General features: G+C 62.8%; 25 protein-coding genes and 2 tRNA genes. 17 read left to right on the top strand and 10 right to left on the bottom strand.

Translation table 11 applies throughout. From position 1 onward, the window contains the following. Position 1 precedes the first annotated feature (1 nt). The 9 genes from cobU to ACNFCH_RS13255 all read left to right on the top strand — a co-directional run bounded on the left by cobU (position 2) and on the right by ACNFCH_RS13255 (position 6,694). Complete coding sequence (cobU, locus tag ACNFCH_RS13295) at positions 2–523, top strand: bifunctional adenosylcobinamide kinase/adenosylcobinamide-phosphate guanylyltransferase (protein ID WP_337157453.1); 522 nt, start codon at positions 2–4, stop codon at positions 521–523. Continuing rightward, positions 520–1,575: a nicotinate-nucleotide--dimethylbenzimidazole phosphoribosyltransferase gene (gene cobT, locus ACNFCH_RS13290; RefSeq protein WP_416742952.1), complete on the top strand. Its 1,056-nt coding sequence runs from the start codon at positions 520–522 to the stop codon at positions 1,573–1,575. The genes cobU and cobT overlap by 4 nt, the downstream gene beginning before the upstream one ends. Next, positions 1,572–2,141: an alpha-ribazole phosphatase family protein gene (gene cobC, locus ACNFCH_RS13285; RefSeq protein WP_337157455.1), complete on the top strand. Its 570-nt coding sequence runs from the start codon at positions 1,572–1,574 to the stop codon at positions 2,139–2,141. The genes cobT and cobC overlap by 4 nt, the downstream gene beginning before the upstream one ends. A gap of 1 nt (position 2,142) precedes the next feature. Continuing rightward, positions 2,143–2,880 carry an adenosylcobinamide-GDP ribazoletransferase gene (locus tag ACNFCH_RS13280; RefSeq protein ID WP_196164525.1) on the top strand — a complete coding sequence of 246 codons (738 nt, stop codon included), beginning with the start codon at positions 2,143–2,145 and terminating at the stop codon, positions 2,878–2,880. Between the two features lie 191 nt (positions 2,881–3,071). Then, positions 3,072–4,250: a glycoside hydrolase family 5 protein gene (locus ACNFCH_RS13275; protein ID WP_416742951.1), complete on the top strand. Its 1,179-nt coding sequence runs from the start codon at positions 3,072–3,074 to the stop codon at positions 4,248–4,250. 53 nt (positions 4,251–4,303) lie between these two features. After that, positions 4,304–4,708, top strand: a complete 405-nt coding sequence (locus ACNFCH_RS13270; RefSeq protein WP_196164527.1) for a MarR family winged helix-turn-helix transcriptional regulator — start codon at positions 4,304–4,306, stop codon at positions 4,706–4,708. 64 nt (positions 4,709–4,772) lie between these two features. After that, complete coding sequence (locus ACNFCH_RS13265; protein ID WP_196164528.1) at positions 4,773–5,975, top strand: MFS transporter; 1,203 nt, start codon at positions 4,773–4,775, stop codon at positions 5,973–5,975. Beyond that, positions 5,972–6,094 (top strand): hypothetical protein, encoded by a 123-nt coding sequence (locus tag ACNFCH_RS13260; protein WP_337157457.1) that lies wholly within the window; start codon positions 5,972–5,974, stop codon positions 6,092–6,094. The genes ACNFCH_RS13265 and ACNFCH_RS13260 overlap by 4 nt, the downstream gene beginning before the upstream one ends. Before the next feature lie 48 nt (positions 6,095–6,142). Further along, entirely contained in the window at positions 6,143–6,694 is a 552-nt protein-coding gene (locus tag ACNFCH_RS13255; RefSeq protein WP_337157458.1) for a glutathione peroxidase, read from the top strand. Between the two features lie 3 nt (positions 6,695–6,697). Here ACNFCH_RS13255 and ACNFCH_RS13250 read toward each other — a convergent pair whose 3' ends face one another. After that, entirely contained in the window at positions 6,698–6,958 is a 261-nt protein-coding gene (locus ACNFCH_RS13250; protein ID WP_337157459.1) for a DUF2798 domain-containing protein, read from the bottom strand. Between the two features lie 119 nt (positions 6,959–7,077). Between ACNFCH_RS13250 and ACNFCH_RS13245 the strand changes: the two genes are divergently transcribed. Next, entirely contained in the window at positions 7,078–8,007 is a 930-nt protein-coding gene (locus ACNFCH_RS13245; RefSeq protein WP_337157460.1) for a LysR family transcriptional regulator, read from the top strand. Positions 8,008–8,050: 43 nt separating this feature from the next. Here the strand turns inward: ACNFCH_RS13245 and ACNFCH_RS13240 are convergent, their stop codons facing one another. From ACNFCH_RS13240 to ACNFCH_RS13230, 3 genes are all read right to left on the bottom strand, one after another. Beyond that, on the bottom strand, positions 8,051–9,337 hold the full coding sequence (locus tag ACNFCH_RS13240; RefSeq protein ID WP_337157461.1) for an OmpP1/FadL family transporter: 1,287 nt from the start codon (positions 9,335–9,337) through the stop codon (positions 8,051–8,053). 147 nt (positions 9,338–9,484) lie between these two features. Further along, positions 9,485–9,967: a hypothetical protein gene (locus ACNFCH_RS13235; RefSeq protein ID WP_196164533.1), complete on the bottom strand. Its 483-nt coding sequence runs from the start codon at positions 9,965–9,967 to the stop codon at positions 9,485–9,487. Positions 9,968–10,216: 249 nt separating this feature from the next. After that, on the bottom strand, positions 10,217–10,441 hold the full coding sequence (locus ACNFCH_RS13230) for a hypothetical protein (protein ID WP_043215552.1): 225 nt from the start codon (positions 10,439–10,441) through the stop codon (positions 10,217–10,219). 953 nt (positions 10,442–11,394) lie between these two features. Between ACNFCH_RS13230 and ACNFCH_RS13225 the strand changes: the two genes are divergently transcribed. After that, positions 11,395–11,814: a sel1 repeat family protein gene (locus ACNFCH_RS13225; protein ID WP_337157462.1), complete on the top strand. Its 420-nt coding sequence runs from the start codon at positions 11,395–11,397 to the stop codon at positions 11,812–11,814. A gap of 244 nt (positions 11,815–12,058) precedes the next feature. Next, on the top strand, positions 12,059–13,444 hold the full coding sequence (rmuC, locus tag ACNFCH_RS13220; protein ID WP_337157584.1) for a DNA recombination protein RmuC: 1,386 nt from the start codon (positions 12,059–12,061) through the stop codon (positions 13,442–13,444). Here rmuC and ACNFCH_RS13215 read toward each other — a convergent pair. After that, positions 13,416–16,892, bottom strand: a complete 3,477-nt coding sequence (locus ACNFCH_RS13215) for a NahK/ErcS family hybrid sensor histidine kinase/response regulator (protein WP_337157463.1) — start codon at positions 16,890–16,892, stop codon at positions 13,416–13,418. The two genes, rmuC and ACNFCH_RS13215, sit on opposite strands and share 29 nt — an antisense overlap. A 152-nt stretch (positions 16,893–17,044) precedes the next feature. Then, a complete protein-coding gene (locus ACNFCH_RS13210; RefSeq protein WP_416742950.1) occupies positions 17,045–18,235 on the bottom strand; it encodes an MFS transporter in 1,191 nt (396 codons plus the stop codon). Between the two features lie 205 nt (positions 18,236–18,440). Between ACNFCH_RS13210 and ACNFCH_RS13205 the strand changes: the two genes are divergently transcribed. Continuing rightward, complete coding sequence (locus ACNFCH_RS13205; protein ID WP_416742949.1) at positions 18,441–20,315, top strand: MFS transporter; 1,875 nt, start codon at positions 18,441–18,443, stop codon at positions 20,313–20,315. Between the two features lie 18 nt (positions 20,316–20,333). On the opposite strand, the gene sugE is transcribed toward ACNFCH_RS13205, so the two are convergent. The 3 genes from sugE to rdgC all read right to left on the bottom strand — a co-directional run bounded on the left by sugE (position 20,334) and on the right by rdgC (position 22,879). After that, positions 20,334–20,651, bottom strand: a complete 318-nt coding sequence (gene sugE, locus ACNFCH_RS13200; RefSeq protein ID WP_196164538.1) for a quaternary ammonium compound efflux SMR transporter SugE — start codon at positions 20,649–20,651, stop codon at positions 20,334–20,336. 189 nt (positions 20,652–20,840) lie between these two features. Next, positions 20,841–21,803 carry a bile acid:sodium symporter family protein gene (locus ACNFCH_RS13195; RefSeq protein WP_416742948.1) on the bottom strand — a complete coding sequence of 321 codons (963 nt, stop codon included), beginning with the start codon at positions 21,801–21,803 and terminating at the stop codon, positions 20,841–20,843. 155 nt (positions 21,804–21,958) lie between these two features. Next, positions 21,959–22,879, bottom strand: coding sequence for a recombination-associated protein RdgC (rdgC, locus tag ACNFCH_RS13190; protein WP_337157467.1), 921 nt, complete (start codon positions 22,877–22,879; stop codon positions 21,959–21,961). A gap of 206 nt (positions 22,880–23,085) precedes the next feature. Between rdgC and ACNFCH_RS13185 the strand changes: the two genes are divergently transcribed. Together ACNFCH_RS13185 and ACNFCH_RS13180 are read left to right on the top strand one after the other, a co-directional pair. Next, positions 23,086–23,161: transfer RNA gene (locus tag ACNFCH_RS13185), tRNA-Val, on the top strand. A gap of 16 nt (positions 23,162–23,177) precedes the next feature. Continuing rightward, positions 23,178–23,254: transfer RNA gene (locus tag ACNFCH_RS13180), tRNA-Asp, on the top strand. A 139-nt stretch (positions 23,255–23,393) separates the two neighbouring features. On the opposite strand, the gene map is transcribed toward ACNFCH_RS13180, so the two are convergent. Continuing rightward, positions 23,394–24,185 carry a type I methionyl aminopeptidase gene (gene map, locus ACNFCH_RS13175; RefSeq protein WP_196164540.1) on the bottom strand — a complete coding sequence of 264 codons (792 nt, stop codon included), beginning with the start codon at positions 24,183–24,185 and terminating at the stop codon, positions 23,394–23,396. Positions 24,186–24,315: 130 nt separating this feature from the next. Here map and pcaQ point away from each other — a divergent pair, with 130 nt between their 5' ends. After that, positions 24,316–25,248, top strand: coding sequence for a pca operon transcription factor PcaQ (pcaQ, locus tag ACNFCH_RS13170; protein WP_416742947.1), 933 nt, complete (start codon positions 24,316–24,318; stop codon positions 25,246–25,248). Between the two features lie 206 nt (positions 25,249–25,454). After that, on the top strand, positions 25,455–26,201 hold the full coding sequence (locus ACNFCH_RS13165; RefSeq protein WP_337157470.1) for an FKBP-type peptidyl-prolyl cis-trans isomerase: 747 nt from the start codon (positions 25,455–25,457) through the stop codon (positions 26,199–26,201). Positions 26,202–26,348: the final 147 nt, after the last annotated feature.

Raw genomic sequence — 26,348 nt, 5'->3', positions numbered from 1 at the left:
CATGCGCAACCTGATCCTGGGCGGTGCCCGCTCCGGCAAAAGCCGCCTGGCCGAACAGTTGGCCCAGGCCAGCGGCCTGCCAGTGACCTACATCGCCACCAGCGAGCCGCTGGACGGCGAGATGAACGAACGCGTGCAGTTGCATCGCCAGCGTCGTCCTGCCGAATGGGGGCTGATCGAAGAGCCGCTGGCCTTGGCCCAAGTGTTACGTGCCGAAGCCGCGCAAGGGCGCTGCCTGTTGATCGATTGCCTGACCCTGTGGCTGACCAACCTGCTGATGCTGGACGACGACGCCCGGCTGGCCCAGGAGCGCGATGCGTTGCTCGACTGCCTCACGACACTGCCCGGCACGATCATCCTGGTCAGCAACGAAACCGGCCTGGGCGTGGTGCCCATGGGCGAGCTGACCCGGCGCTATGTCGATCTGGCCGGCTGGCTGCACCAGGCGGTGGCCGAGCGCTGCGAACGCGTGGTGCTGACCGTCGCTGGCCTACCCCTCATGCTCAAAGGACCCTCCCTATGAATCAATCCTGGTGGCGCGACGCCTGCCAAACCATCGACCTGACCGCCATGGACCAGGCCCGTGCCCGTCAGCAGCAACTGACCAAGCCCGCGGGCTCCCTTGGCCAGTTGGAAGACTTGGCCGTGCAACTGGCGGGTCTGCAAGGATGCGAGCGGCCGACGCTGGAGCGGGTGGCCATCACGATCTTTGCGGGCGACCACGGTGTGGTGGAGGAGGGTATCTCCGCCTATCCACAGGCGGTGACCGGCCAGATGCTGCGCAACTTCGTCGGCGGTGGCGCGGCGATCAGTGTATTGGCGCGCCAACTTCAGGCCACCTTGGACGTGGTCGACCTGGGCACCATCGACTCCGAACTGGCCTTGCCAGGGGTGCGCCACCTGCGCCTGGGCGCCGGTACCGCCAACTTCGCCCGCCAGCCGGCGATGACCGAGGCGCAGTGGCAGGCGGCACTCGCCGCCGGGCGCGACAGTGCGTTGCGGGCCGCCGAGCAGGGCGCCACGCTGTTCATCGGCGGCGAGATGGGCATTGGCAATACCACCGCCGCAGCCGCGTTGGCCAGTGCTTTGCTGGGCTGCTCGGCGCAGGCGCTGAGCGGCCCGGGTACGGGCCTGGATGCGGCTGGTGTACGGCACAAGGCGCAAGTGATCGAGCGCGCGCTTGGGCTGCATGGAGTGGGGGCCGACGATCCACTGCAGGCCCTGGCCTGTGTCGGTGGTTTTGAAATCGCCGCGCTGGTCGGTGCTTACCTGGCGTGTGCCCAGCAGGGCGTGGCGGTGTTGGTGGACGGCTTCATCTGCAGTGTCGCTGCCTTGGTGGCGGTGCGTGTGAATCCTGGTTGCCGACCGTGGCTGCTGTTCGCGCACCAGGGGGCGGAACCGGGGCATCACGTCTTGCTCGAAGCGCTGCAAGCGACCCCGTTGCTGGCCCTCGGCCTGCGTTTGGGCGAGGGCAGTGGCGCGGCCTTGGCCGTGCCGCTGATGCGCTTGGCCTGTGCCCTGCACGGGCAAATGGCGACCTTCGCCGAGGCCGCGGTGGCGGATCGCTCGGCATGAGGCTCGACCTGCTGCGCCATGGCGAAACCGAACTCGGCGGTGGGCTGCGCGGCAGCCTGGACGACGCCTTGACCGAGCGCGGCTGGGCGCAGATGCGCGAGGCGGTGGCCGAGGCGGGGCCTTGGGACGTGCTGGTCAGTTCCCCACTGCGTCGCTGCGCGCATTTTGCCGATGAACTCGGCGCGCGGCTGGCGTTGCCGGTGCAGCGCGAGGCTGGTGTGCGTGAGCTGCATTTCGGTGATTGGGAAGGACGCAGCGCGGCGCAGATCATGCAAGACCAGGCCGATGCGCTAGGGCGCTTCTGGGCCGACCCGTATGGCTACACCCCGCCCAATGGCGAGCCCGTGAGCGCATTTGCCGAGCGGGTGCTGGCGGCCATCGACGACCTTGGCAGGCAGCACCTGGGCAAGCGCGTGCTGCTGGTCACCCATGGCGGCGTGATGCGGCTGTTGCTGGCGCGTGCCCGTGGCCTGCCGCGTGAGCAACTGCTGCAGGTCGAGGTCGGGCATGGGGCATTGCGCCGCCTGCGCCTGACGAGCGATGGCCAATTGCGCGAGGAGGGCTGAAATGCTGCCTTTCTGGATTGCCCTGCAATTTCTGAGCAGCCTGCCGGTGCGCCTGCCGGGGATGCCGGAACCTCGGCAGATGGGCCGTTCGTTGTTGTTCTACCCGGTGATTGGACTGCTGTTTGGCCTGCTGCTGTGGGGAGCCAGTCATTGGCTTGCAGGTGTCGCCGCGCCGTTGCACGCTGCCTTGCTGCTTACGCTGTGGGTGCTGCTCAGTGGTGCTCTGCACCTGGATGGCCTGGCCGATAGTGCCGACGCCTGGCTGGGGGGCTTTGGCGATCGTGAGCGCACCTTGCAGATCATGAAGGACCCGCGCAGCGGCCCGATCGCGGTCGTGACCTTGGTACTGGTGTTGTTGCTCAAGTTCTGTGCCCTGTGGGTTCTGGTGGAGCGCGATGCGGGGGCTTGGCTGGTGCTGGCCCCGGTCGTCGGTCGGGCCGCCTTGCTGGGGTTGTTCATGGGCACCCCCTATGTGCGCCCGGGCGGGCTCGGCCAGGCGCTGGCCGACCATTTGCCCCGGCAGGCGGCGGGCGGGATGCTGGCTGCCAGTGCGCTGGTCTGTGTGCTGTTCGGAGGTTCGACGGCACTTTGGGTGCTGCTGGTGTCGGGCGTGGTCTTTTTCTGGATTCGTCACCTGATGTGTCGGCGCCTGGGCGGGACCACAGGAGACACCGCCGGGGCCCTGTTGGAGCTATTGGAACTGACGGTGGTGTTGGGCCTGGCGTTGTCTGGGCATTGAGGTCTTCGCTGTCAACGCTGGCCCTTTCGCGGGTAAATCCCATCGTTCTACGGTGAGCAGTGGGAGCGGGTGAGCCCGCGAAAGGGCCTGACACACCGACACCATGCAACTTCCCGCAATGTTCCTGAACGGTTTCCCTGGGCAGGCGGGCGTATGCTCACGGGCCGTTCACTCGACCAGGGAGCCCTCGCATGCGCCACTGGATGTTCGCCAGCCTGATCGCGCTGGCCAGCCTGCCGGCCACCGCCGCAGACCTCATCGATTTCTGGGACACTCCTCGCCACGGCGGCAACAGCTTCAATCGCCTGCCCCCCGATCAACGCTACTTCCAGGCCCTGAGTGGCTATGGCGCCACCTGGGTGCGGCTGTCATACGACAAGTGGAAGCCTCAGGGGCGTGATTTCCTGCTCGGCGATGCCGATGCCTACAACGGCCTTTCGCCCAAGGATCTGGCGCAGTTGAAGAGCGTTTTGGACAACGCCCACGCCGCGGGTCTGAAGGTCGTGATCGCTCCGCTTTCGTTGCCGGGCATGCGCTGGTCACAGAACAACCAAGGCCAGTTCGACGACCGGCTCTGGCAGGACAAGCGCTACTGGGCCCAGGCGGCCAACTTCTGGCGCGACCTTGCCCAGGTGCTGAAGGATCACCCCGCCGTGGCGGCCTACAACCTGATCAACGAGCCTGCGCCCGAACGCAATGCTGGCCTCGCCGAGCATGCCGATCTGCAACGTATGAAGCAGTGGTACGTTGGCGAGCAGGGCGGCCCACGTGACCTGCTGGCGCTGTATCGCGAGCTGGTGGCGGCGATCCGTGAGGTGGATGCGGTCACCCCGATCATGCTCGATGCCGGCTGGTACGCCGCTGCCGATGCCTTCGGGTATTGGCCGGCGCCCTTGCAGGATGGGCGAGTGCTTTACAGCGTGCACATGTACGAGCCCTATTCGGCCACCAGTGCACCGAACATGGCGCGCAAACAACCGATTCCCTATCCAGGGCTGGCACCGTTCGGCGGCAAGCGTGAACAGTGGGACGGCAAACGGGTAGCGGCTTATCTGCAAAAGCCGCTGGATTGGGCGGATGCGATGGGGGTTCCTCGCTCGCGGCTGGTGGTGGGGGAGTTCGGTTGCATGCGCCGGCTGGCGGGGTGCAAGCAATACCTCGAGGATGTCCTCACGGTCTTGGACAAGCAGCAGTTGCATTGGGCCTTCTACAGCTTCCGTGAGGACAACTGGGACGGAATGGACTACGAACTGGGTGCGGCCAAGGTGCCCTGGCGCTATTGGCAGGCAATCGACAAGGGTGAGCCCGATCCGGTGGCGCGCCAGGCCACGGCTGAATTCGAGCCGATTCGTCGGCGCTTGGCGCCCTGAATCATCTTTGAAACTTCTTGCAACATCCTGGGTGCGGGTATATACACGCATTCATGCTGACCAGTGAATGCATCTGTACCCATCTGCGTCGCGCCGCCCGTGGGGTGAGCCGGCACTACGACGAAGCCCTTGCCGGCTTCGGCGTCAATGTCGCCCAGTTTTCCCTGTTGCGCCACCTGCAGCGGCTCGATCGACCGAGCATCACCACCTTGGCCGAGGCCATGGGCCTTGACCGTAGCACCCTCGGGCGCAACCTGCGCGTGCTGGAGGCCGAAGGGCTGGTGAGGCTGGCCGATGGCGACGACCAGCGCAATCGCGTGGTGCTGTTGAGCGCGGCGGGTGAAGCGCTGTTGCGTGCGGCGCATCCGGCGTGGGAGCAGGCCCAGCGGCAATTGGTGGAGCGACTGGGCGAAGGGCAGCGGGATGCGCTGATCGGGCTGCTGGAACGTCTGGCCTGATGCTTTACAACTAGAAGTGGGTATATACCCGCATAAACCTTGCGATGTGCTGGAGAGAACGACGATGACCTCGGTATGGCGAACCAGCGGGTGGGTGTTGTTGGGGGCGGCGCTGATCCTGGCGTTGTCCCTGGGGGTGCGGCACGGCTTTGGCCTGTTTCTGGCACCGATGAGTGCCGAGTTCGGTTGGGGGAGGGAAGTGTTCGCCTTCGCCATCGCCCTGCAGAACCTGATATGGGGCCTGGCCCAGCCATTTGCCGGGGCCTTGGCTGACCGCCTGGGCGCCGCGCGGGTGGTGATCATCGGCGGGATTCTCTACACCGTGGGCCTGATGCTGATGGGCATGGCCGACTCGGCCTGGTCGCTCTCGTTGAGTGCTGGCCTATTGATCGGCATCGGGCTGTCCGGCACGTCCTTCTCGGTCATCCTGGGTGTGGTGGGGCGCGCGGTCCCAGCGGAAAAACGCAGCCTGGCCATGGGCATCGCCAGTGCCGCCGGCTCATTCGGTCAGTTCGCCATGCTGCCGGGCACCCTCGGCCTGATCCAATGGCTGGGTTGGTCGGCAGCCTTGCTGGTTTTGGGCCTGCTGGTGGCCTTGATCGTGCCGTTCGTAGGCTTGTTGCGTGATCGGCCGCTACCGAGCCATGGTGCCGAGCAGACCCTTGGCCAGGCGCTTCACGAGGCGTGTTCGCATTCAGGGTTCTGGTTGCTGGCGCTGGGCTTTTTCGTCTGCGGGTTCCAGGTGGTGTTCATCGGCGTGCACCTGCCGGCCTATCTGGTGGACCAGCACCTGCCGGCGACCACTGGCACCACCGTGCTGGCGTTGGTCGGGCTGTTCAACATCGTCGGTACCTACACCGCCGGTTGGCTGGGTGGGCGCATGTCCAAGCCGCGGCTGCTGACCGGCTTGTACCTGTTGCGGGCGGTGGTGATTCTGTTGTTCCTGTGGGCACCAGTGACTCAGGTCAGTGCCTACCTGTTCGGCATCGCCATGGGCCTGTTGTGGTTGTCCACGGTCCCGCTGACCAATGGCACCGTGGCCACGGTGTTCGGTGTGCGCAACCTGTCCATGCTCGGCGGTATCGTCTTCCTGTTCCATCAGTTGGGCGCCTTCCTCGGTGGCTGGCTGGGCGGGGTGGTGTATGACCGTACCGGCAGCTACGAACTGGTCTGGCAGATTTCGATTCTGCTGAGCGTGTTGGCCGCAGCCCTCAACTGGCCGGTGCGCGAGCGCCCGGTGGCGCGGCTGCAGGCCCAGCCGGTATGAACCGCTCCCTGATGCGCGGGTTGCTGGCAGCCGTTGCGCTACTGCTGCTGGCACTGGTGTGGTGGGGCTGGCACGAGGGCGGGCTGGCGCTGATGCAGTTGGGCATGGGTGTTTGTTAGGCGCTACCCTGCAGGTAAAGGATTCTCATCTTGCAGGAGTGCCGAACGATGTCCCTACGCAGGTTTACCCTTTCGTTACTGGTTCTTGCCGCCGCCTCGTCCACTTGGGCGGCCGACTGTCCCGCCTTGCTGCAAGGCAGCCTGCCCGAGCTGCGTGGCAAAGAGCAGATCGATTTGTGCGAGCGCTTTGCCGGCAAGCCGCTGGTGGTGGTCAACACCGCCAGCTATTGCGGTTTCGCCCCGCAGTTCGAGGGCTTGGAGTCTACCTACAAGGCCTACCACGAACAGGGCCTGGAGATGCTCGGTGTGCCTTCGAACGACTTCAAACAGGAAGACGCCGACAGCGAGAAGACCGCCAAGGTGTGCTACGCCAACTACGGCGTGACGTTCACCATGACCAAGGCCCAGGCGGTACGCGGCAAGGATGCGGTGCCTTTGTTCATTGAACTGGCGCGCCAGAGCAGTGCGCCGAAATGGAATTTCTACAAGTATGTGGTCGATCGGCAAGGCAAAGTGATCGCCAACTTCTCCAGCCTGACCAAACCCGACGATCCGGCCTTCCAGGCAGCGATCGAGAAAGCCATCGCCTCCCAGCCGTAATGGTCAGTGCGGGTGCACGGTCAGGGCCACCAGGCGGGTTACCACAGGGCGTACCAGTAAGACACAGACAAAAGCCACTGGCATTGCCAGCCGGTACGCCTGCAGCACTTTGTTCAAGAAATCATCGCCCACCCCGGCGGTTGCCGCAGTGATCACGAAGCACATCAGCAGGGCCATGATGGCCGACATGTAAAAGGCAAATACATAAGGCGTGGCGCTCGCGCGCAGCTTGCGGCGGCTGCGCAGGGCGGACAGTTCGCTCATCGAAAATTTCCTCGTCGAATCAATTGAGGCGCTCAGGTTAATCAGTACGGCCAGAGGGCTGTAGACCACGAGGAGTGAGTTCTTTATAAAGAAAAACTTACGAATTAGAAGGCGCACCGATGGACCTGCTCAATGCCATTCGCTGTTTCATCAAGGTTGTCGAGGCTGGCAGCATCGCGGGTGGGGCGCGCAGCCTTGGCGTGAGCCCTGCGGCGGTCAGCCAGAACCTGGGGCGTCTTGAGCAGCACTTGCAGGTGGTGCTGTTGTCGCGCACCACGCGCAGCATGGCGCTGACTTCGGCAGGTGCCTTGTACTACGAGAAAGTGCGCCATGTGGAGCGTGATCTGGCGCAGGCCGAGCTGGCAGTCACCACCCCTGAAAGCGAGCCGCAAGGGCGCTTGTGCATTGCTTCGACCTCGGCGTTTGGGCGGCATGTACTGGCGCCGCTGATTCCCGGGTTCAGTGCGCGATATCCCTTCCTTTCGATAGAGTTGGTAACGACTGACCGGAAGGTCAACCATGCGCGTGAGGATGTCGATGTGAGCCTGCGCATTCCCCCGCAATTGGAAGACCACCTGTTGGCCCGACACATCGCGCGTATTCCGTTCATCTGCTGTGCATCGCCAGGGTACCTGGAGAGTGCCGGGCTGCCAGGCACTCCGCAAGCCCTGCGGGATCACCGTTGCCTGGTGTTTCGCTACCCCGTCGATGGGCGTTTGTTGCGCTGGGGGTTCGTGCGTGATGGGCTGCGTTTCGAAGCAGAGTTCGGCAATGTGCTCATCAGCGACGACATCGATGCCCTGACCCAGATGGCACTTAGCGACGGGGGTATCACCCGTCTGGCGGAATTCATCGTCAAGCCGCACCTGGCCGCTGGCCGGCTGGTGCCGTTGTTCGAACCTGGCGATGCAGGGCAGGCCTACGCCCAGACCGAGCCGATGGACATCTATCTGTGCCTGGCCGACCGCTTTGCCATGACGCCCAAGGTGCGGGCGTTCACGGCCTACCTACAGGAGGCGTTGGGCGACGCCTGGACTGTGCAGGCATGAAAAAACCGCCACGAGGGCGGTTTCTTCATGCTGCGTGTGCGACTCAGAAGCGGTAGGTGAGGGAGGCACCGAGGCCATGAGCGCTGTTTTCGTACTTGGCCTGGTAGGCGCCTTTGGGGTTGGTTTGGCTGCCCACATTGACCTTGGTGTCTTCCTCCCACAGGTAGGAGTAAGCCACGTCGATGGTCATGTCGTCGTTCGGGCTCCAGCCAGCACCAAAGCTGACAGCCTTGCGATCGCCAGTCGGGATACGTGGCGAGCGGTCGTGGTTGTTGGTAGGCGACTGATCCACGGAGAAGCCTGCACGCAGGGTCCACTCCTTGTTCACTTTGTAAGCGGCACCAATGGCGTGAGCCCAGGTGTCATGCCAGTTTTGCTCTTCGGTAATAGTTTCGAACTGAGAGCCTTTCAGTGGGCCGGGAACATCGTTCTCTACGACGATACTTTCCAGGCGGCTCCAACGGGTCCAGGTGCTGCCCGCATAGAGGGTCCACTGATCATTCAACTCGTGAGTGATCGAGAGATCGACGGACTCTGGGGTCTTGATCTTCAGGCTGGCGTCGAACTTGTCGCCGTTGAATGGGCCGATCAGAGGAGTGCTGACGCGGGTTTTGCCTTCGAGCTTGTAGTCGACCATTGAGTGGTACGTCAGGCCAACGCGGGTATTGTCAGTGGCCTGGACCAGAACACCGATGTTGTAGCCCACAGCAGTGTCATCGCCTTTGACCTTCACTTCACCGTCATTGAAGCCAGGGCTGCGCGGATTGAGCAGGTTCGAGCCCAGTTCGCCCTTGATGCGGTTGATGGTTGGACCGAAGCCGACCGATACCTTGTCGTTGAAGGCATAGCTTACAGTTGGCTGGAAGGTGATGACTTCCACGTGGCTCTTCTTGCCCCAGTAGCGGGCGGCGTCATCGCCACCATAATCGGTGACCAGACCAAATGGCACATAGACACCAAAACCGACGCTCCAATGGTCATCAAGCGGCTTGACGTAGTAGCCCATCGGGACGCCAACAGTCGGGACCATGTCGCCATCTGTTTCACCTGGCAGGCTTCTTCCCGCGACGCTGGCCCCCCGACCCGAGATATCTGACTTGGCGATGACAGCGGCACCACCCACGGTGACTTGCTCGCGCTTCAGGCGCGACATGCCGGCAGGGTTGCCATAGACAGTGCTGGCATCTTCGGCAGAAGACGAACGACCCGCGAAACCTGTCCCCATACCGCTGACGCTTTGTTCATTGAGGGCGAAGCCGGCAGCGAACAGTTGGCTGGATGCGAGGGCGACAGCTACACCGAGGGAGGTTTTGAGCATTGCTTTTTTCATTATTGTGAAACTCCTTGGGTTCTCCGGGGCGAAAAGCTACCAACAAATTACGCGCTGCGCCATAGGCTCAATCGCAGCCGTTCGCGTAGTTTTGTAGGACAATCCGACCAAAATTCCCTTTTTTCCGGTTATGTTGTAAGGCATCTCTTAAGATGCTTCGGACAGAATCGGGTTCACACAGAGATGCCAGGCGTGAGTGAAATCGCGCAGACGGCCTTGGGGGTGGAAGATCTGTCGCCAGATGCGCGCCAATCCCAACAGGTCATCGGCCGCTGGTAATCGGGGCGCCTGCTCTTCGATGAGCATCCAGGCAATGGCGGTGGAGTAGCGAAGGTTGACCGCCAGTTCCAGGTGCGGTCCGCGCAAGAAGGCGTGCTGGCTGGCCAGGCCGCGGACCAGGCTCGCCAGATCCGGGTCGCGCGCCAGGAAATCGTCCCAGAGCGCCTGATGGCGGGTTTCGCCGATTCGGTAGAGGCCATGACCCCGCCTGTCATGCAATGCCGAGCCGAGTGCCGACTGGCTGGCGGCCACGCCCAGCAGCAAGGCTTCGGCGCTTTCGCAATGACGGTCCAGGTAGATCAGGGTCGGTCGGATCACATACTGACACAACTCTTTAGCCGCGATACCCATGATGCCCTCGATCAAGTAAGGGCCGACGGGCGCTGGAGCTTGGCAGCTGGTGAATTGATCAGGCCCGCCGGAAGCGGCTCGCACCGCTCGAGTTGAAGTGTAGTGTGATAATCGTGGTGTAAAGGGCTGTTTTTAAATCGATTACTGCCGGAGCTCTCGGCGTATATGCCTTGTAGCAATTACGCCAAGAACGATCGGGCAGGCGAGTCAGAGGGTTATCGAGCGTGTGAATACGCAGGTATTTGCCGTTCACGCGGCCAGGGACTGGCGGGTGCGTTCAATAATGGCCTGCAGTGGAGCGCTGCGATTGTACTGCTCGGGGTACAGACGTTCGGTATGGCACGCAACGCCATGTTCGTCGACCAGGGTGAAGCTGAAGCTACCCTTGCGCGGTGCAACGATGAGGCACTTCAAGGGGGCGAAGGCCTGGGACAGGGTGCCGATAGCGGATTGGATCTGATGATGGGTATTCATATTGTTGGATGTTCCTGCATTTAACACGGGGTTCGATCCGTGCATCTTAGAAACGTTCCAGTGACGCCTTTATTAAGGGACGAAGAACCTGACTGGAACAGGGCAGCCAGATGAGGCGCAAGCAAATGTGGGCGCTGGGCTGACTGGTAGGTACATCAGAAGGCGGGCAGGCACACCAAGGCCAAGGTTCGAGGCCTCTGGGTGAAGATATCCCGATCAATCTGTTACGTGATTCGTGATGGAGCAGCGGGGCTGCCTGGGAATCATCGAGTGGGCCGGTCCTGGTTTCAGCAGTGGTTGCCCGTTGGGTCGAGCGGCGCACTGCAAGGACGCTATTGGCCAGAATTGACTTTCAGCTGGGTACTAACGGCGAGCACCCTACCGTAAATCACTAGGCCTGGCAAGCAAATTTGTGCTTTTCCTGGCGAGCCGAGCAGTATGGCGTTTATTTCACGGGCTGTGAAGGGGGGAAGCGGGTGGGCAGGGTGGGGCAGTGGGCAGACGCGGGTATCCAAATGGGTGTGCGCCACTCACTTGTACACACAGTGACGATGACTTGTAACAACCTGGCAACAACCTCCGACGAGCTCGCCAATGACTTGACTGCACACTTAAGTCAATGAAAAAAAACACTAATTTTTGCTGGTGAAAAAATCGACAGTTTGACCGAAAGCCCCATTCCATAGGGCTTTGCGGCCCTACTGTGGTGGTTGTCCACCGAGTTATCCACAGCTTCTGTGGATTGTCCCGAGCGCTTGCTCTAGGACGGGCGTGCCAGCTGTTTTTCGAACTGTCCGACAATGTTGGGTCAAAGGGGGAGCGCTACCATGACAGTGAGAAACGTCAAGAAAAGATCATAGAAATTTTTTTTAACATCTGCCTGCAAGCGGAGGGTCACGCCGGGGAAAAAAGAGTACAGTGGCGCGCCTCTCGAGTTGCCTTCGCTGTTAGTTATGAAGTTTCGCGGTAAACCCCTCGCAAGCCCACCGGTCTCTACGTCCGAGACTTCCTCCAAACGCTTTTCCCTGAAAGTGGCCCTGTGGTTACTCGACAGCCCACGCCTGGGCGACAAGCCTCGCGTCAAGCACCTGGCCGGCCGTCTGCTCAAGCAGCCTGCGCGTCAGGGCGTGGTGGTGGCCCAGAGCCGGCTGGGGCAGATGCTCTGCCGGGAGTGTGGCAATGCCCGCGACCGACGCATTGGGCACGACCTGTTGCGCCAAGCTGCGCGCGCGGGCGATCGTCGTGCCCAACTTGAATATGGTCGGTTGTGCCAGACCAGCGAGCCCGAGCAGGCACGCTACTGGCTGGAGCTGGCGGCAGGGCAGGGCTCCCAAGAGGCACGCCGGCTACTCCTGCAGCTGTTGCCGGCGTGAGGCATCATCGCGGAGCAAGCGCGTTTTCACACCCGGGGGAGCGCGCGTGCGCCGCAACCGTGCCGATGAAGCCACCCAATGCCTCAACTGATAAGCTGCACGGCATTGTCGAACATCGATTGGAGTCGCTATGGCAGTGGATCTTGCCAGTATCTTGCTGGGCCTCGTTGCCGCAGCGGTCCCTTGCCTGGGTTGGGCACTGCAGTTGCAGCGAAAGCTGTCGGCGCGGCACTCGGAACTGGCCTTGATGCAAGAGCGCCTCTGCGGTGCGCAACTGGCCCAGGAAGGTCTGCAAGCGCAACTGGAGGCGTGCCGCGACGAGATCAGCGACCTCAGCGAAGCCAACGTGGTCAAGCAGACCACGTTGGCGGCTCAGACCCGCGAGCTCGAATTGCTGCAGATCGACCGCGACAATGCCCGTGATGCCGCCCACGCCTGGCAGCTCGAGCGGGCCAATCGCGAAGCCGAGCAGCGTCGGTTGGAGGCCCAGGCCGCACGCCTGGAGGCAGAGCTGCGTGAACAGCAGGACAGCCACCAACAGCGTCTCGAAGACCTGCAAGAGGCGCGGGATACCTTGCGTGCCCAGTTCGCCGAGATGGCGACCAAGATCTTCGACGAGCGTGAACAACGTTTCACCCAGACCAGCCAGCAGCATCTGGGGCAGTTGCTCGACCCGCTCAAGGAGCGTATTCAGGCCTTCGAGAAGCGTGTGGAGGAGAGCTACCAACAAGAGGCGCGCGAGCGATTTTCCTTGGGCAAGGAGCTCGAGCGCCTGCAGCAGCTCAACCTGCGCCTGTCGGATGAAGCCACCAACCTGACCCAGGCCTTGAAGGGGCAGAAGACCCAGGGTAACTGGGGCGAGCTCATTCTCGAGCGGGTGCTGGAGCATGCGGGCCTGGAGAAGGGGCGGGAGTACCAGACCCAGGTCAGCCTCAAGAGCGCCGACGGAGAGCGTTATCAGCCCGATGTGCTGATCATGCTGCCAGGTGACAAGCAAGTGGTGGTCGATGCCAAGGTCAGCCTCACGGCGTATCAGCAATTTGTCGGTGATACCGATGCCGAGCGCGCCCAGGCCGCGCTGAAACAGCATGTGCAGTCTCTGCGCAGTCATGTCAAAGGCCTGTCGAGCAAGGACTACAATCGCCTGGACGGCTTGCACAGCCTGGATTTCGTCTTGTTGTTCGTGCCCATAGAGGCGGCGTTCTCGGCGGCCCTGCAGGCCGAGCCCAACCTGTTCCAGGAAGCATTCGACCGGCAGATCGTAATTGTCAGCCCGACCACCTTGCTGGCGACCTTGCGGGTCATCGACAGCCTGTGGAAGCAGGAACGCCAGAGCCAGAACGCGCGAGAAATCGCCGAGCGAGCCGGTTGGCTGTACGACAAGTTCGTCTTGTTCATCCAGGACCTGGACGAACTGGGCAGCCGCCTGCAGCAGGTGGACAAGGCCTATGCCGCTGCACGCAACAAACTCTGTGAGGGGCGCGGCAACCTGGTCAGCCGCAGCGAACAACTCAAGTTGCTTGGCGCCCGAGCCAGCAAGAGCCTGCCGGGCGAGTTGCTCGAACGGGCGCTTGCCGAGGGCGTACTCGCTGACGAAGCGCTTACTGAACCAGGCTCAGATGGCGGTTGAGCAGGGCGCGCAAGGCTGCGGGCTTGACGGGTTTGGCCAGGTAGTCGAGGCCGGCGGCGTGGACCATGGCGATGGTCTCGTTGCGCCCGTCGGCACTGATCACCACCCCAGGCACGGGTTCACCCAGGCGGGTGCGTAGCCAGGCCATCAGCTCGGTACCGGTCTCGCCATCGTCCAGGTGGAAATCCACCAGCGCCAGGTGCGGACGCATGCCTTGGGCCAGCAACGCTTCGCACTCCTCGCGGTTACGTGCGGTCCAGACCTGACAGCCCCAGCGGCTGAGCAGGCTGTTCATGCCCAGAAGAATGCTGTCTTCGTTGTCGACACACAGCACCTGCAGGCCAGCCAGGGGCTGGCTGACCTGCTCCACGGGCGTTCGGGTTTCGGGCGCCGGGGCCCGGGCGATCGGTACGCTGACCCTGAATACGCTACCCTTGCCCGGCCAGGAGCGCACCTCCAGTGGATGCCCCAGTACCCTGCACAAGCCATCGGCGATCGCCAGACCCAGGCCCAGGCCTTTTTCGGCGCGCGTCTGGTGGCTGTCCAGGCGTTTGAACTCCTGGAAGATCACCTGCAGCTTGTCGTCGGCAATGCCCGGGCCCCGATCCCAGACCTCCAGCCACAGGCGTTCGCCTTGGCGGCGCACGCCGAGCAGCAGCGGGCTCTTGCCGTAGCGCAGTGCATTGGTCAGGAAATTCTGTAGCACCCGGCGCAGCAGTTTCATGTCACTTTCGACGCGCAGCCGGCTGCCCCGCAGGCGGAACTCCAGGTCTTTCTCCGCAGCCAGCACCTTGAATTCGGTACCCAGGGTATCGAACAGTTCGTTGAGGGCGAACGGCTTGGGATCGGGCGTGATCTTGCCGTTTTCCAGGCGTGAAATGTCCAACAGGTCGCTGATCAGCTCCTCCGCCGAGCGCAGCGAGCTGTCCATGTGCTGCACCAGTTGGCGGGCCTCTTCATTCATGCCTTCAGCCTGTTGCGACAGGGCGGCGGAGAACAGCCGCGCGGCATTGAGCGGCTGCATCAGGTCATGGCTGACCGCGGCCAGGAAGCGAGTCTTGGACTGGCTGACCGCTTCGGCACGGCTCTTGGCCTCCGACAGCGCCTGGTTGAGCTGGGAGAGCTCCTGGGTCCGTTCGGCGACCCGTTGCTCCAGCCCTTCGTTGGCGTCCTTGAGGGCCTGCTCCGCCTCGCGGAACGGGGTGATGTCGGTGAAGCTCATGACAAAGCCGCCGCCCGGCATCGGATTGCCGATCAGCTCGATGACTCGGCCATTAGGGAACAGCCGTTCGGAGGTGTGCGCGCGTCCCTGGCGCATCCAGTGCAGGCGACGGGCGACATGCACCTGTGCCTCGCCTGGGCCGCACAAGCCGCGCTCGGCGTTGTAGCGGATGATGTCGGCGATCGGCCGACCCACGCTGATCAGCCCGTCGGGGTAGTTGAACAGCTCCAGGTAGCGGCGGTTCCAGGCCACCAGGTGCAGGTTCTGGTCCACCACGCTGATGCCCTGGTTGATGTTCTCGATGGCGCCTTGCAGCAGGGCCCGGTTGAACTGCAGCACTTCGCTGGCTTCGTCGGCGATGCGCACCACGTCTTCGAGCTGCATCTCTCGGCCTTCGATGGCCGCCTTGACCACTGCCCGGGTCGATGAGGTGCCAAGCACACCGGCCAACAATCGTTCGGTGTGCTCGATCCAGTCGCCGTCGGCGTTCTGGTTGGGGTTGAAGCCCTTGCCCTGGCGATAGGCGAAGCGGATGAAGCTTTGCCGTGCCCGCTCTTCGCCCACGAAGCGCGCAGCCAGCTTGAGCAGGTCGTCGATCTGCACCGCCAATAGCGACCGGTTGCTGGGGCGGGCGCTGCTCTGTTGACCGATGAAGCGGCCTGCCTGCCAGTGCTCCGAAACCCGTGTACGTGACAGGATCGAGACCCAGGCGAACAGGATGAAATTGCCTGCCAGGGACAGCACCACGCCCTGGGTCAGCGGGGTGATCGGCAGGTTCAATGGGTTGCTGTGCAGCCAGGCAAGACCTGGGAACAACTGCAGCGACCAGCCCAGACTGTGGGTGGCGATCGGCAGCACCAAGGTGTAGAACCACAGGAAGATCCCGGCGGCGAGCCCCGCGAACACGCCTCGGCGGTTGGCCTGTTTCCAGTACAGCGCGCCCAGCATGGCCGGTGTCAGCTGGGTCACGGCGGCAAAAGCGATCTGGCCGATGGTCGCCAGGCTGGCGGTAGAACCCAGCAGACGGTAGCTGACATAGGCCAGCAGGAGGATGGCGACGATGGTCACCCGGCGTACCGAGAGCATCCAGTGACGGAACGCTTCGAACGGCCGCTCGGCGTTCTTGCGACGCAGCAGCCACGGCAGCAGCATGTCGTTGGACACCATGGTCGACAAAGCCACTGCTTCGACGATGACCATGCCGGTGGCGGCCGAGGCACCGCCGATGAACGCCAGCAGTGCCAGGCTTGGGTGGGCCTCGGCCAGGGGCAGGCTGATGACGAAGGAGTCGGAAATAACCGTGCCTGGCAGCAGCATCTGCCCGGCCAGGGCTATTGGCACGACGAACAGGGCGGCCAGCGCCAGGTACAGCGGAAACACCCAGCGGGCCATGCGCATGTCCTGGGGCTCGATGTTTTCCACCACGGTCACATGGAATTGCCGGGGCAGGCAGATGATGGCCATCATCGCCACGGCGGTCTGCACCACCATCGAAGGCCAGTTGACGGTCTCCTGCCAATAGCTTTCCAGGTGCACCGACTGGCGCGCCTGGGTGAACAGGTCGTCGAAGCCGTCATACAGGTTGAACACCACGAAAGCGCCGACGGCGAGGAAGGCCAGCAGCTTGACCAACGATTCGAAAGCAATCGCCAGGACCATGCCCCGGTGGTGTTCGGTGACATCGAGGCTGCGCGTGCCGAAGACGATGGCGAACAGCGCCAGTACCAGCGAAATCACCAGTGCGGTGTCCTGCACCCGGGGGCCTGTGGCATCGGCGTTGGCACCGATCAGCAGGTTGACGCCGAGCACGATGCCCTTGAGTTGCAAGGCGATGTAAGGCAGCACGCCGACCAGGCAGATCAGCGCCACCACCACCGCCAGCGACTGCGACTTGCCATAGCGCGCGGCGATGAAGTCGGCAATCGAGGTGATGTTCTCCTGCTTGCTGATGAGCACCATCTTCTGCACCACCCAGGGCGCGAAGACCAGCAACAGCACCGGCCCCAGATAGATCGGCAGGAACGCCCAGAGCTGTTCGGCAGCCTGGCCGACTGCGCCGAAGAAGGTCCAGCTGGTGCAGTACACCGCCAGCGACAGGCTGTACACCCAGGCGCGCAGGCGCGGCGGCAACGGCGTGCTGCGGCGGTCGCCGTAGAAGGCGATGGCGAACATGATGGCCATATAGGCCAGGGCGACCACGGCGATCAGCCCACTGGACAACGACATGCAAACTCCGGAGCAAAAAATAAAACGCGGTCCCGATCAATCAGTCTGGCACGCAGCCTGAGGTTCGTCAGCGCAGACCATGGTCGCAGTGGCAGGAGGTCGCAGGGCTTGCGGTCTTGGCCCGTGATAAGACGATGTGGACAACCCACTGCTCATGGCCGCTCCATCGTGCCTCTTGTCCCCAGGTAGTAGAACACTGCCGCCAGTATCACCGACAACACCAGCAGGTAGAAGACCGCCACCGGCACCATCTGCCCCAGGGCGAATCCAACGAGCACAGGCCCCAGCGCTGCGCCGAGGTTGGAGAGGTTCTGCGCGCCATAGTAGATCCCGCGCAGGTGCTCCGGCGCGATCAGGTCGATGAACATGTATTCGGCCGGGATCACGATGATCTCGCCCAGGGTGAACACCAGCATCGCCAGGCACCAGGCCATGATCGAGCCGGCCAGGGAAAAGCCCAGCAGGCCAAGGACGAACAAGGCCATGCCCGCCATGAGCCAAGGCATCAGGCGCTGGCGGTCGATGCGACGCCCCACCAGGTACTGCAGCGCGATCACCGTTGTGGCGTTGGTGGTCACCAGGTAGCCCACCAGTCGCGCCGCCTCGCTGGCGCTCGCGGTGACCACCAGATACTGGGAGAGGTACGCGGTGAACTGGCCGAATACCACAGCGCTGAGCACGCCGCCCAGGGTGAAGCACACCAGTCGACGGTCACGGGCCAACTGCAGGCCGACCTGGACGAAGCCGGCGCTGGGCTGGCGCGGCTCGCTGGCCTTCAGCTGACGCTCGCCCAGCCTATGGTAGAGCAGCGCCATGCCTAAGCCGATCCCGGCGGACACCACAAAGGGCAGGTGGTCGTTCAGCTCGAGCAAGGCCACCCCGAGCAGGGGGCCTGCGGCATAGGCGATGTTGCTCAAGGTGTACTTGATAGCGAACACCTCGGCGCGCTCGGACACCGGCAGCAACGCGCAGAAGCCTGCCTTGGCGGCGATATCGACCACCGCCAGGGCCAGGTTGATCAGCACCAAGCAGACGAAGAACAGCGTGGCCCAGCGGCTGGCGATGGCGCCGACGAAGGCCAGGGCGAACGTCAGCATGGCGCCGATCAGCAGGGCGTGGGGGCTCAAGGTGTCGACCAGATGGCCGCCATACAGGCTCAGCAGCGATGCCAGGATCAGCGCGCCGCCGATCAGCAGGCCGATGTGGCTGACCGACAGCTGGAAGTTGTCCGCCAGGTAGACCACCAGGTAGGGCAGGGTGATCGCCCGCGCCAAGGTCAGGGCGAAGGTGATCGCCAGCAGCAGGCGTACAGCGGCGGGGTAGCGTCGGAGGGTGGCGAGCATCGGACATCCTTGTTGTCGAGTGGTGCCAAGGGCCAAGCATAAGGACGGGATGGCGATTTGTCGTGGGGGGCGCGCGCGGGCGCGCAGGGGCCGTAAAAACTTCACGCATTCTTCCGGTTGCCAGCGAGCCCCATTCCCATGCAGATTTGTGGCTTCTCGCGCTGTGCGTGCCTCCAATGAAAAAGCCCAACCAGGTACACGGACGATGAGTCACCCCTCGCAATTCACCCTGCTCGGCAAGCGGCGCTTTTTGCCGTTCTTCATTACCCAGTCCCTGGGTGCCTTCAACGACAACCTGTTCAAGCAGTCGCTGATCCTGGCGATCCTGTACAAGCTCAGCCTGGAAGGCGATCGCTCGATCTGGGTCAACCTCTGTGCGCTGCTGTTCATCCTGCCGTTCTTTTTATTCTCGGCACTGGCTGGGCAGTTTGGCGAAAAGTTCGCCAAGGATGCGCTGATCCGGGCGATCAAGTTGGCCGAGATCGTCATCATGGCCATTGGCGCCACGGGGTTTGTGACCGGCCACTTGCACCTGATGTTGCTGGCGCTGTTCGCCATGGGCACCCACTCGGCGCTGTTCGGCCCGGTGAAATACTCGATCCTGCCCCAGGCCCTGCGTGAGGAGGAACTGGTCGGCGGCAATGGCCTGGTGGAAATGGGCACCTTCCTGGCGATCCTGGCCGGAACCATCGGTGCTGGCGTGATGATGTCTTCTGGTAGCTACGCCACAGTGGTCGCCGCAGGTGTGGTCGGTACCGCGGTGCTCGGGTACCTGGCCAGCCGCTGGATCCCCCGGGCGGCAGCCGCGGCGCCGCAGATGAAGCTGGACTGGAACATCGTCAAGCAATCCTGGGCCACCTTGCGCCTGGGCCTTGGGCAGACGCCAGCGGTGTCGCGCTCGATCATCGGCAATTCCTGGTTCTGGTTCGTCGGCGCCATCTACCTCACCCAGATCCCGGCTTACGCCAAAGACTGGCTGCATGGCGACGAGACCGTGGTGACGCTGGTGCTGACCCTGTTCTCGGTGGGCATCGCCCTGGGCTCTTTGCTGTGCGAGCGCCTGAGCGGGCGCAAGGTGGAGATCGGCCTGGTGCCGTTCGGCTCGTTCGGCCTGACCCTGTTCGGCCTGCTGTGGTGGTGGCATTCGGGCGATGTGCCGGTGGGCGACGTACCCTATGACTGGCTCGCGCTGCTGGGCATGGGCCAGGCCTGGTGGATCCTGTTGTCGATCGTCGGCCTGGGCGTGTTCGGTGGTTTCTACATCGTGCCGCTGTATGCCTTGATCCAGGCGCGTACCCCCGAGGATCAGCGGGCCCGGGTGATTGCCGCAAACAACATCCTCAATGCACTGTTCATGGTGGTGTCGGCGATCATCACGATCGTGCTGTTGAGCATGGCGAAACTGAGCATTGCGCAATTGTTCCTGGTGGTGTCGTTGCTCAACGTTGCGGTCAATGCCTACATCTTCCGCATCGTGCCTGAATTCACCATGCGCTTCCTGATCTGGCTGCTCAGCCATTCCATGTACCGTGTGCAGCACAGGGATCTGGAGCGCATCCCTGATGAAGGCCCGGCATTGCTGGTGTGCAACCACGTCTCCTTCGTCGATGCATTGCTCATCGGCGGCGCCATTCGCCGGCCGATACGTTTCGTCATGTACTACAAAATCTACAACCTGCCGGTGCTCAACTTCGTGTTCCGCACCGCCGGGGCCATTCCCATCGCCGGACGCGGCGAAGACGAGGCCACCTACGAGCGTGCCTTTGCGCGCATTGCCGAGTACCTGGCGGATGGTGAACTGGTCTGTATCTTCCCCGAAGGCAAGCTGAGCGCCGATGGCGAGATCGATGTGTTCAAGGGAGGGGTGAGCCGCATTCTCCAGGAAACGCCTGTGCCGGTGATCCCGCTGGCTTTGCAGGGGCTCTGGGGCAGCTTCTTCAGTCGCGATCCGAACAAGGGCTTTTTCAAGCGCCTGTGGTCGAGGGTGACGCTGGTGGCTGGCACCGCCATCCCGGTGGAGGCGGCGCAGCCGGATGCGCTACGCGAGAAGGTCAGTGCCCTTCGCGGCGATGTGCGTTGAGTGATGAAAGGAGGAAGGTCAGCTGGTGCTGACCTTCAGGCCGACCAGGCCGGCGATGATCAGTGCAACGCTGATCAGGCGCATGATCGCCATGGACTCGCCGAACAGGATGATGCCGGCGATCACAGTGCCGACGGCGCCGACGCCGGTCCATACGGCATACGCCGTGCCCAGCGGCAGTTCCTTCATGGCCAGGCCCAGAAGGCCCAGGCTCACGGCCATGGCTGCGACGGTCAGTGCGGTGGGGAGCGGACGGGTGAAGCCGTCGGTGTACTTCAGGCCTACAGCCCAGCCAACTTCGAACAGGCCAGCGAAGAACAGGATGATCCAGGACATGGTGGTCTCCATCGTTGTTAAGGATGGGGCCGTCCCCCTGAATGATCACGCAGAGCGTCGTGAGGTCGTCCTCACAGTGCGCACTATACTGCCCATTTCCAGAAAAGAGGGCAAGTCCAACGGATTCTCGGTATCAGCGCCGGCCATGCCGAGGCAGGTTTGTCCTGCGACAGGCCGGCGCTGGAAACATCAGTGGCTGTCTGGCACAGCCCGGACAACGCCGTCAGGGTTTTCCATCCGGCGGAACCAGGTCGACAGCAGCGCCCCGGAAATGTTGTGCCACACACTGAACAGCGCACTGGGTACCGCCGCCAGCGGTGAAAAATGCGCCGCCGCCAGCGCTGCGCCAAGCCCAGAGTTCTGCATGCCCACCTCCAGCGCCAGCGATTTGCGCTGGGCCAGCGGCAACTTGCACAGCTTGCCGGTGATATAGCCGAGCAAGAAGCCAAAGCCGTTGTGCAGGATGACCACCGCCATGATCAACAGGCCCGACTCGGCAATCTTCGCCTGGCTGGCCGCCACCACCGCGCACACGATCATGACGATGCTCACCACCGACACCAGCGGCAACACCTGAATGGCCATCTGCACGCGCGCACCCAGCACACGCTGGGCAACCACGCCGAGCACGATGGGCAACATCACCAACTGCAGGATTGACCAGAACATGTCCATGAAGGACACCGGCAGCCAGGCCGAGGCCAGGAACCAGATCAGTGCCGGTGTCAGCAGTGGCGCGAGCAGGGTGGTCACTGCGGCGATCGCCACCGCGAGCGCCAGATCACCCTTCGACAGCCAGACCATCACGTTGGACGCCGTGCCGCTTGGGCAGCAGCCGACCAGGATTACGCCCACGGCGATCTCGGCGGGCAACTGGAACAGCTGGCACAGCAGCCAGGCCATGCCCGGCATGATCACGAAGTGCGCCACCACTCCCAGCGCCACCCGCCAGGGCTGGCGGGCGAGGGCGGCGAAGTCGTCGAGCTTGAGGGTCAGGCCCATGCCGAACATCACCAGGCCCAGCAGAGGCACGATGGCGACCTTCAAGGCGATGAACCATTCGGGCACGAGGAAGGCCAGGCAGGCGAACACCAGCACCCAGAGGGCGAAGGTATTGCCGACGAAGCGGCTGAGGGCGGCGAGGGCACGCATGGGGCAGGTCCTTTTGTCTTTATATAGGTGATGGCGCCAGATGTTCACTTGTCGCCTGGGCCAAAGCAATCGCGGGGCAAACCCGCACCTGCAGGGGTTGCGATGACCCTGCAGGAGTGGGCGTGCCCCGCGATAGGCGGATGATGGTTACCGAGTCAGACCCCTTGCGGAATCTCCTCGCCACCCAACGCCTCGAACAGCGCCGGCAAGAACTCGGTGAAGGTCATCATCATCAGGGTGAAGCTCGCATCGAACTGCTGTTGGGCTTCTTCACCGCCATCCTGTTCGGCTTGCTCCTGCAGCAGCTCCTCGAACTTCAGGCGCTTGATCACGGTCTTGTCGTCCAGCACGAACGAGAGCTTGTCCTGCCAGGCCAGGGCCAATTGAGTGACCACTTTGCCGGTACCCAAGTGCAGTTGGATCTCTTCGCTGGCCAGATCCTGACGCTTGCAACGAACGATACCGCCGTCTTCATGGGTATCGCGCAGCTCGCATTCGTCCAGGACGAAGAAGTCTGGCGCAGGTGCCTGGGATTTGACCCAGTCGGTCATGGTCGCGCTCGGGGCGATCTTCACGGTGACCGGACGCACTGGCAGCGAACCCATGACTTCACGCAGGGTCGACAGCAGGTCTTCGGCGCGTTTGGCGCTGGCCGAGTTGACCAAGATCAGGCCCAGGCGAGGGGCGATGGCGGCGAAGATCATCGAGCGGCGGATGAAGGCGCGCGGCAGGAACGACTGAATGATGTCGTCCTTGATCTGGTCACGCTCCTTCTTGTAGACCTTGCGCATTTGCTCGGTCTCGATCTCTTCGACCTTTTCCTTGACCGCATCGTTGACCACGCTGCTCGGCAGGATGCGCTCTTCCTTGCGCGCGGCGATCAGCAGGAAGTCACCGCTGACGTGCACCAGAGGAGCATCCTCGCCCTTGCCGAACGGGGCGACGAAGCCGTAGGTGGTCAGCTCTTGGCTGGCGCAGGGGCGGGCCGGCTTGCTGGCCAGGGCGGCTTCCAGTGCCTCGGGCTCGAACGGGATGTCCTGGGTCAGGCGGTAGGTCAGCAGGTTCTTGAACCACATGAGGGTGAGTCTCTCCTTAATGCATAAGGCGGGCATTATTCTCCGAGGGGCGGCCACAGGCCAACCCTGTCAGAGGGCCACCAGGCACTTATTCATAAGGAAAAGCGTGGTTGCGCTAGGTCTTTGAAAGATCTCAAAATTTTTTTTAAAAAAGTGCTTGCCAGGGTGGCGGGTCCTCCGTAGAATGCGCGCCACACCGAGACGTTGGGTGATTAGCTCAGCCGGGAGAGCATCTGCCTTACAAGCAGAGGGTCGGCGGTTCGATCCCGTCATCACCCACCACTTCTCGATGTTTAGCGCAGCGGTAGTTCAGTCGGTTAGAATACCGGCCTGTCACGCCGGGGGTCGCGGGTTCGAGTCCCGTCCGCTGCGCCATATTCCAGCTTCCAGGGCCCACTGAACACCCGGAAGCCACAAAGAAAGCGACCTTAGGGTCGCTTTTTTTGTTTCTGACGTTCCTCTGGCCCACAGGCGCTCAGAGAGATTCCGCGATCGCGAGTGGGGCGCGTGGCAGTCAGGCCGTCGCGATTGCCTGGGTTTTTTCTTCCTCACGCAGCGTCAGCACCTCCACGCCAGTTTCCGTCACTGCCACCGTATGTTCCCACTGGGCTGACAGCGAATGGTCGCGGGTAATCACGGTCCAGCCATCGCGCAAGGTGCGTGTGCCGCGTCCGCCCTGGTTGATCATCGGTTCGATGGTGAAGACCATGCCGGGCTTTAGCTTCATGCCCATGCCAGGCTGGCCGAAGTGGAGGACTTCAGGGCCTTCGTGCATTTGTTGGCCGATGCCGTGGCCGCAGTATTCCCGGACCACGCTGTAGCCCGCCGCCTCGGCGTGAACCTGGATGGCATGGCCGATATCGCCGAGGGTGGCGCCAGGGCGAACCTGGGCAATGCCTTTCCAGAGTGCCGCATAAGTTGTATCCACCAAGCGCCGGGCGTCGTCGCTGATCTGGCCTAGACAGTACATTTTCGACGAGTCGGCAATATAGCCACCCTGTTCCAGGGTGATGTCGACATTGATGATGGACCCCTCCCTGAGCACTTCGTCGGCCTTTGGCATGCCATGGCATACCACATGATCCACGGAGGTGTTCAGCGCATAGGGGAAGCCGTACTGCCCTTTGCTCGCCGGTCGCGCCTTGAGCGTCTGGACGATGAAAGCCTCGGCGCGGTCGTTGATCTGCAGTGTGGTCACGCCTGGGCGAATGAAACCGTCCAGATCAGCGAACACCTGGGCTAGCAGTTGGCCTGCTCGGCGCATGAGGTCGAGTTGGGCCGGGGTCTTGAGAATTACTTGGGACATTGGCGGGGCTAGGATCGTATTGGCAAAGAGTCGCCAGAATAGCCCTGCAGACGATGCATGCGCCACCGCTTGGAGGGGGAGGGTGAACAGGTGCTTGAAGCGCGGGGCTCGAGGCTGCAAGCTGCCGGGCATGAACCTCGACACCCGCATCAAATATCGCCATCTGCTGTGCTTTCTGGAGATTGCCCGTCAGGGCAGCCTGGCCAGGGCCGCGGACGTGTTGGCGATCAGCCAGCCGGCGATTTCCAAGACCCTGCGCGAGCTGGAAGAACTGCTCGAAACCCGGCTGTTCGAGCGCACCCGCCAAGGCGCCGAGCTGACCGCCGCGGGTACCTTGTTCATGCGCTATGCCGGACCCAGCGTCCAGGCGCTGCGCGAAGGCGTGGGCAGTGTGCGCGGCGAGGCGCGGGCACCGTCGCAGGTGCGCATTGGTGTCCTGTCGACGGTCGAAAGCCTGCTCATGCCGGAGGTCCTTTGCCGGCTGCACCAGCGGCACTCGGCATTGGTGATCGAAGTGGTGACCGGCGCCAGTGCCCAGCTACTGGGGCAGCTGCGCGTGGGTGAATTGGAACTGGTGGTCGGGCGTATGACCGACAGCCCTCAAATCCAGGGGCTGTCCTTCGAGCATTTGTACAGCGAATCGATGACTTTAGTGGTACGGCCGGGGCATCCCTTGCTGGCGCGCCAGTCTCTGGAACGCGCGCGGGTCGGCGACTACCCGCTGGTGCTGCCGCCCCAGGGCACGACCATCCGCCAGCACGCCGACAGCCTATTCGTGCAGTGCGCGATCCAGATGCCAGCCCAGCGCCTGGAGACGTTGTCCCTGGCCTTGAGCCGTCGTTACCTGCTTGGCAGCGATGCGGTCTGGGTGGCGCCGCGTGACGCGGTACTGATCGACCTGGGGCGCGGCGAGCTGGTCGAACTGGACCTCGGTGTGTGTGAGCCTGGCGGTTCGGTGGGCATCTGCCGCAATGCCGCACTGCCCCAGGGCCTGCCTGGACAATGGGTGTGCGAGGTGCTGCGTGAAGTCGCGGAGCAGTATCGGGATGGCTTGTATCCTTGAGCGTTGCAGGCCTTTGGCCATATCGAAGGCAGCCTTGCGGCTCGAGTCAGCTAGGCGTATGGACGATGTCTCCTTTAATGGATCGGAAATATCCGTGAACTTATCGGACATTCCCTGCTCTCATGCCGGTAGCCATTGGTCACGGCCGCCTGCTAAGCTCGCGGCTTTACCTGATTGCCCTTATGGCGCATGAACAAGGAACTAGCATGAAACAGCATCGTTTGGCGGCTGCGGTTGCCCTGGTTGGCCTGGTCCTGGCGGGCTGCGACGCTCAGACCAGCAGCGTCGAGCTGAAGACTCCGGCACAGAAAGCCTCCTACGGTATCGGCCTGAACATGGGCAAGAGCCTGGCTCAGGAAGGCATGGAAGACCTTGATTCCAAAGCAGTAGCCCTCGGTATCGAGGATGCGGTTGCCAAGAAAGAGCAACGCATCAAGGACGAAGAGCTGGTCGAGGCGTTCACCGCGCTGCAGAAGCGCGCCGAAGAACGCCTGGCCAAGGCCAGCGAGGAAGCGGCCAGCGCCGGTAAGAAATTCCTCGAAGACAACGCCAAGAAGCCAGGCGTGGTCACCACCGCGTCGGGCCTGCAGTATGAAGTGGTCAAGAAGGCCGACGGCCCGCAACCCAAGCCGACCGACGTGGTCACTGTCCACTACGAAGGCAAGCTGATCGATGGCAAGGTCTTCGACAGCTCCGTCGAGCGCGGCAGCCCGATTGATCTGCCTGTCAGCGGTGTAATCCCTGGCTGGGTTGAAGGTCTGCAACTGATGCACGTTGGCGAGAAGTACAAACTGTACATCCCGGCTGACTTGGCTTACGGCGCCCAGAGCCCGAGCCCGCTGATCCCGGCCAACTCGGTCCTGGTGTTCGACCTGGAGCTGATCGGCATCAAGGATCCAGCCAAGGCTGAAGGCGAGGCTGAGGCTCCTGAAGCCGAAGCGCCAGCCAAGTAATTGCGCTGTTCCCAACGCCCCGTCTCGACGGGGCGTTGTCGTTTCTGCAGGCCGGTAAAGACGAACCTCGCCACGGCTACAGGGTCTTAGCAAGGGGAGGGCGCCACGCAAGCAAAACGTTTGCGGATTTGAAACGACTGTGTAAAA

Origin of the sequence: Pseudomonas sp. NY15354 (assembly GCF_048068075.1) — a bacterium.
Classification (GTDB): Bacteria; Pseudomonadota; Gammaproteobacteria; order Pseudomonadales; family Pseudomonadaceae; genus Aquipseudomonas; species Aquipseudomonas guariconensis_C.
The sequence above is the reverse complement of the archived record's forward strand: the minus strand, read 5'-3'. Positions and strand labels throughout refer to the sequence as shown.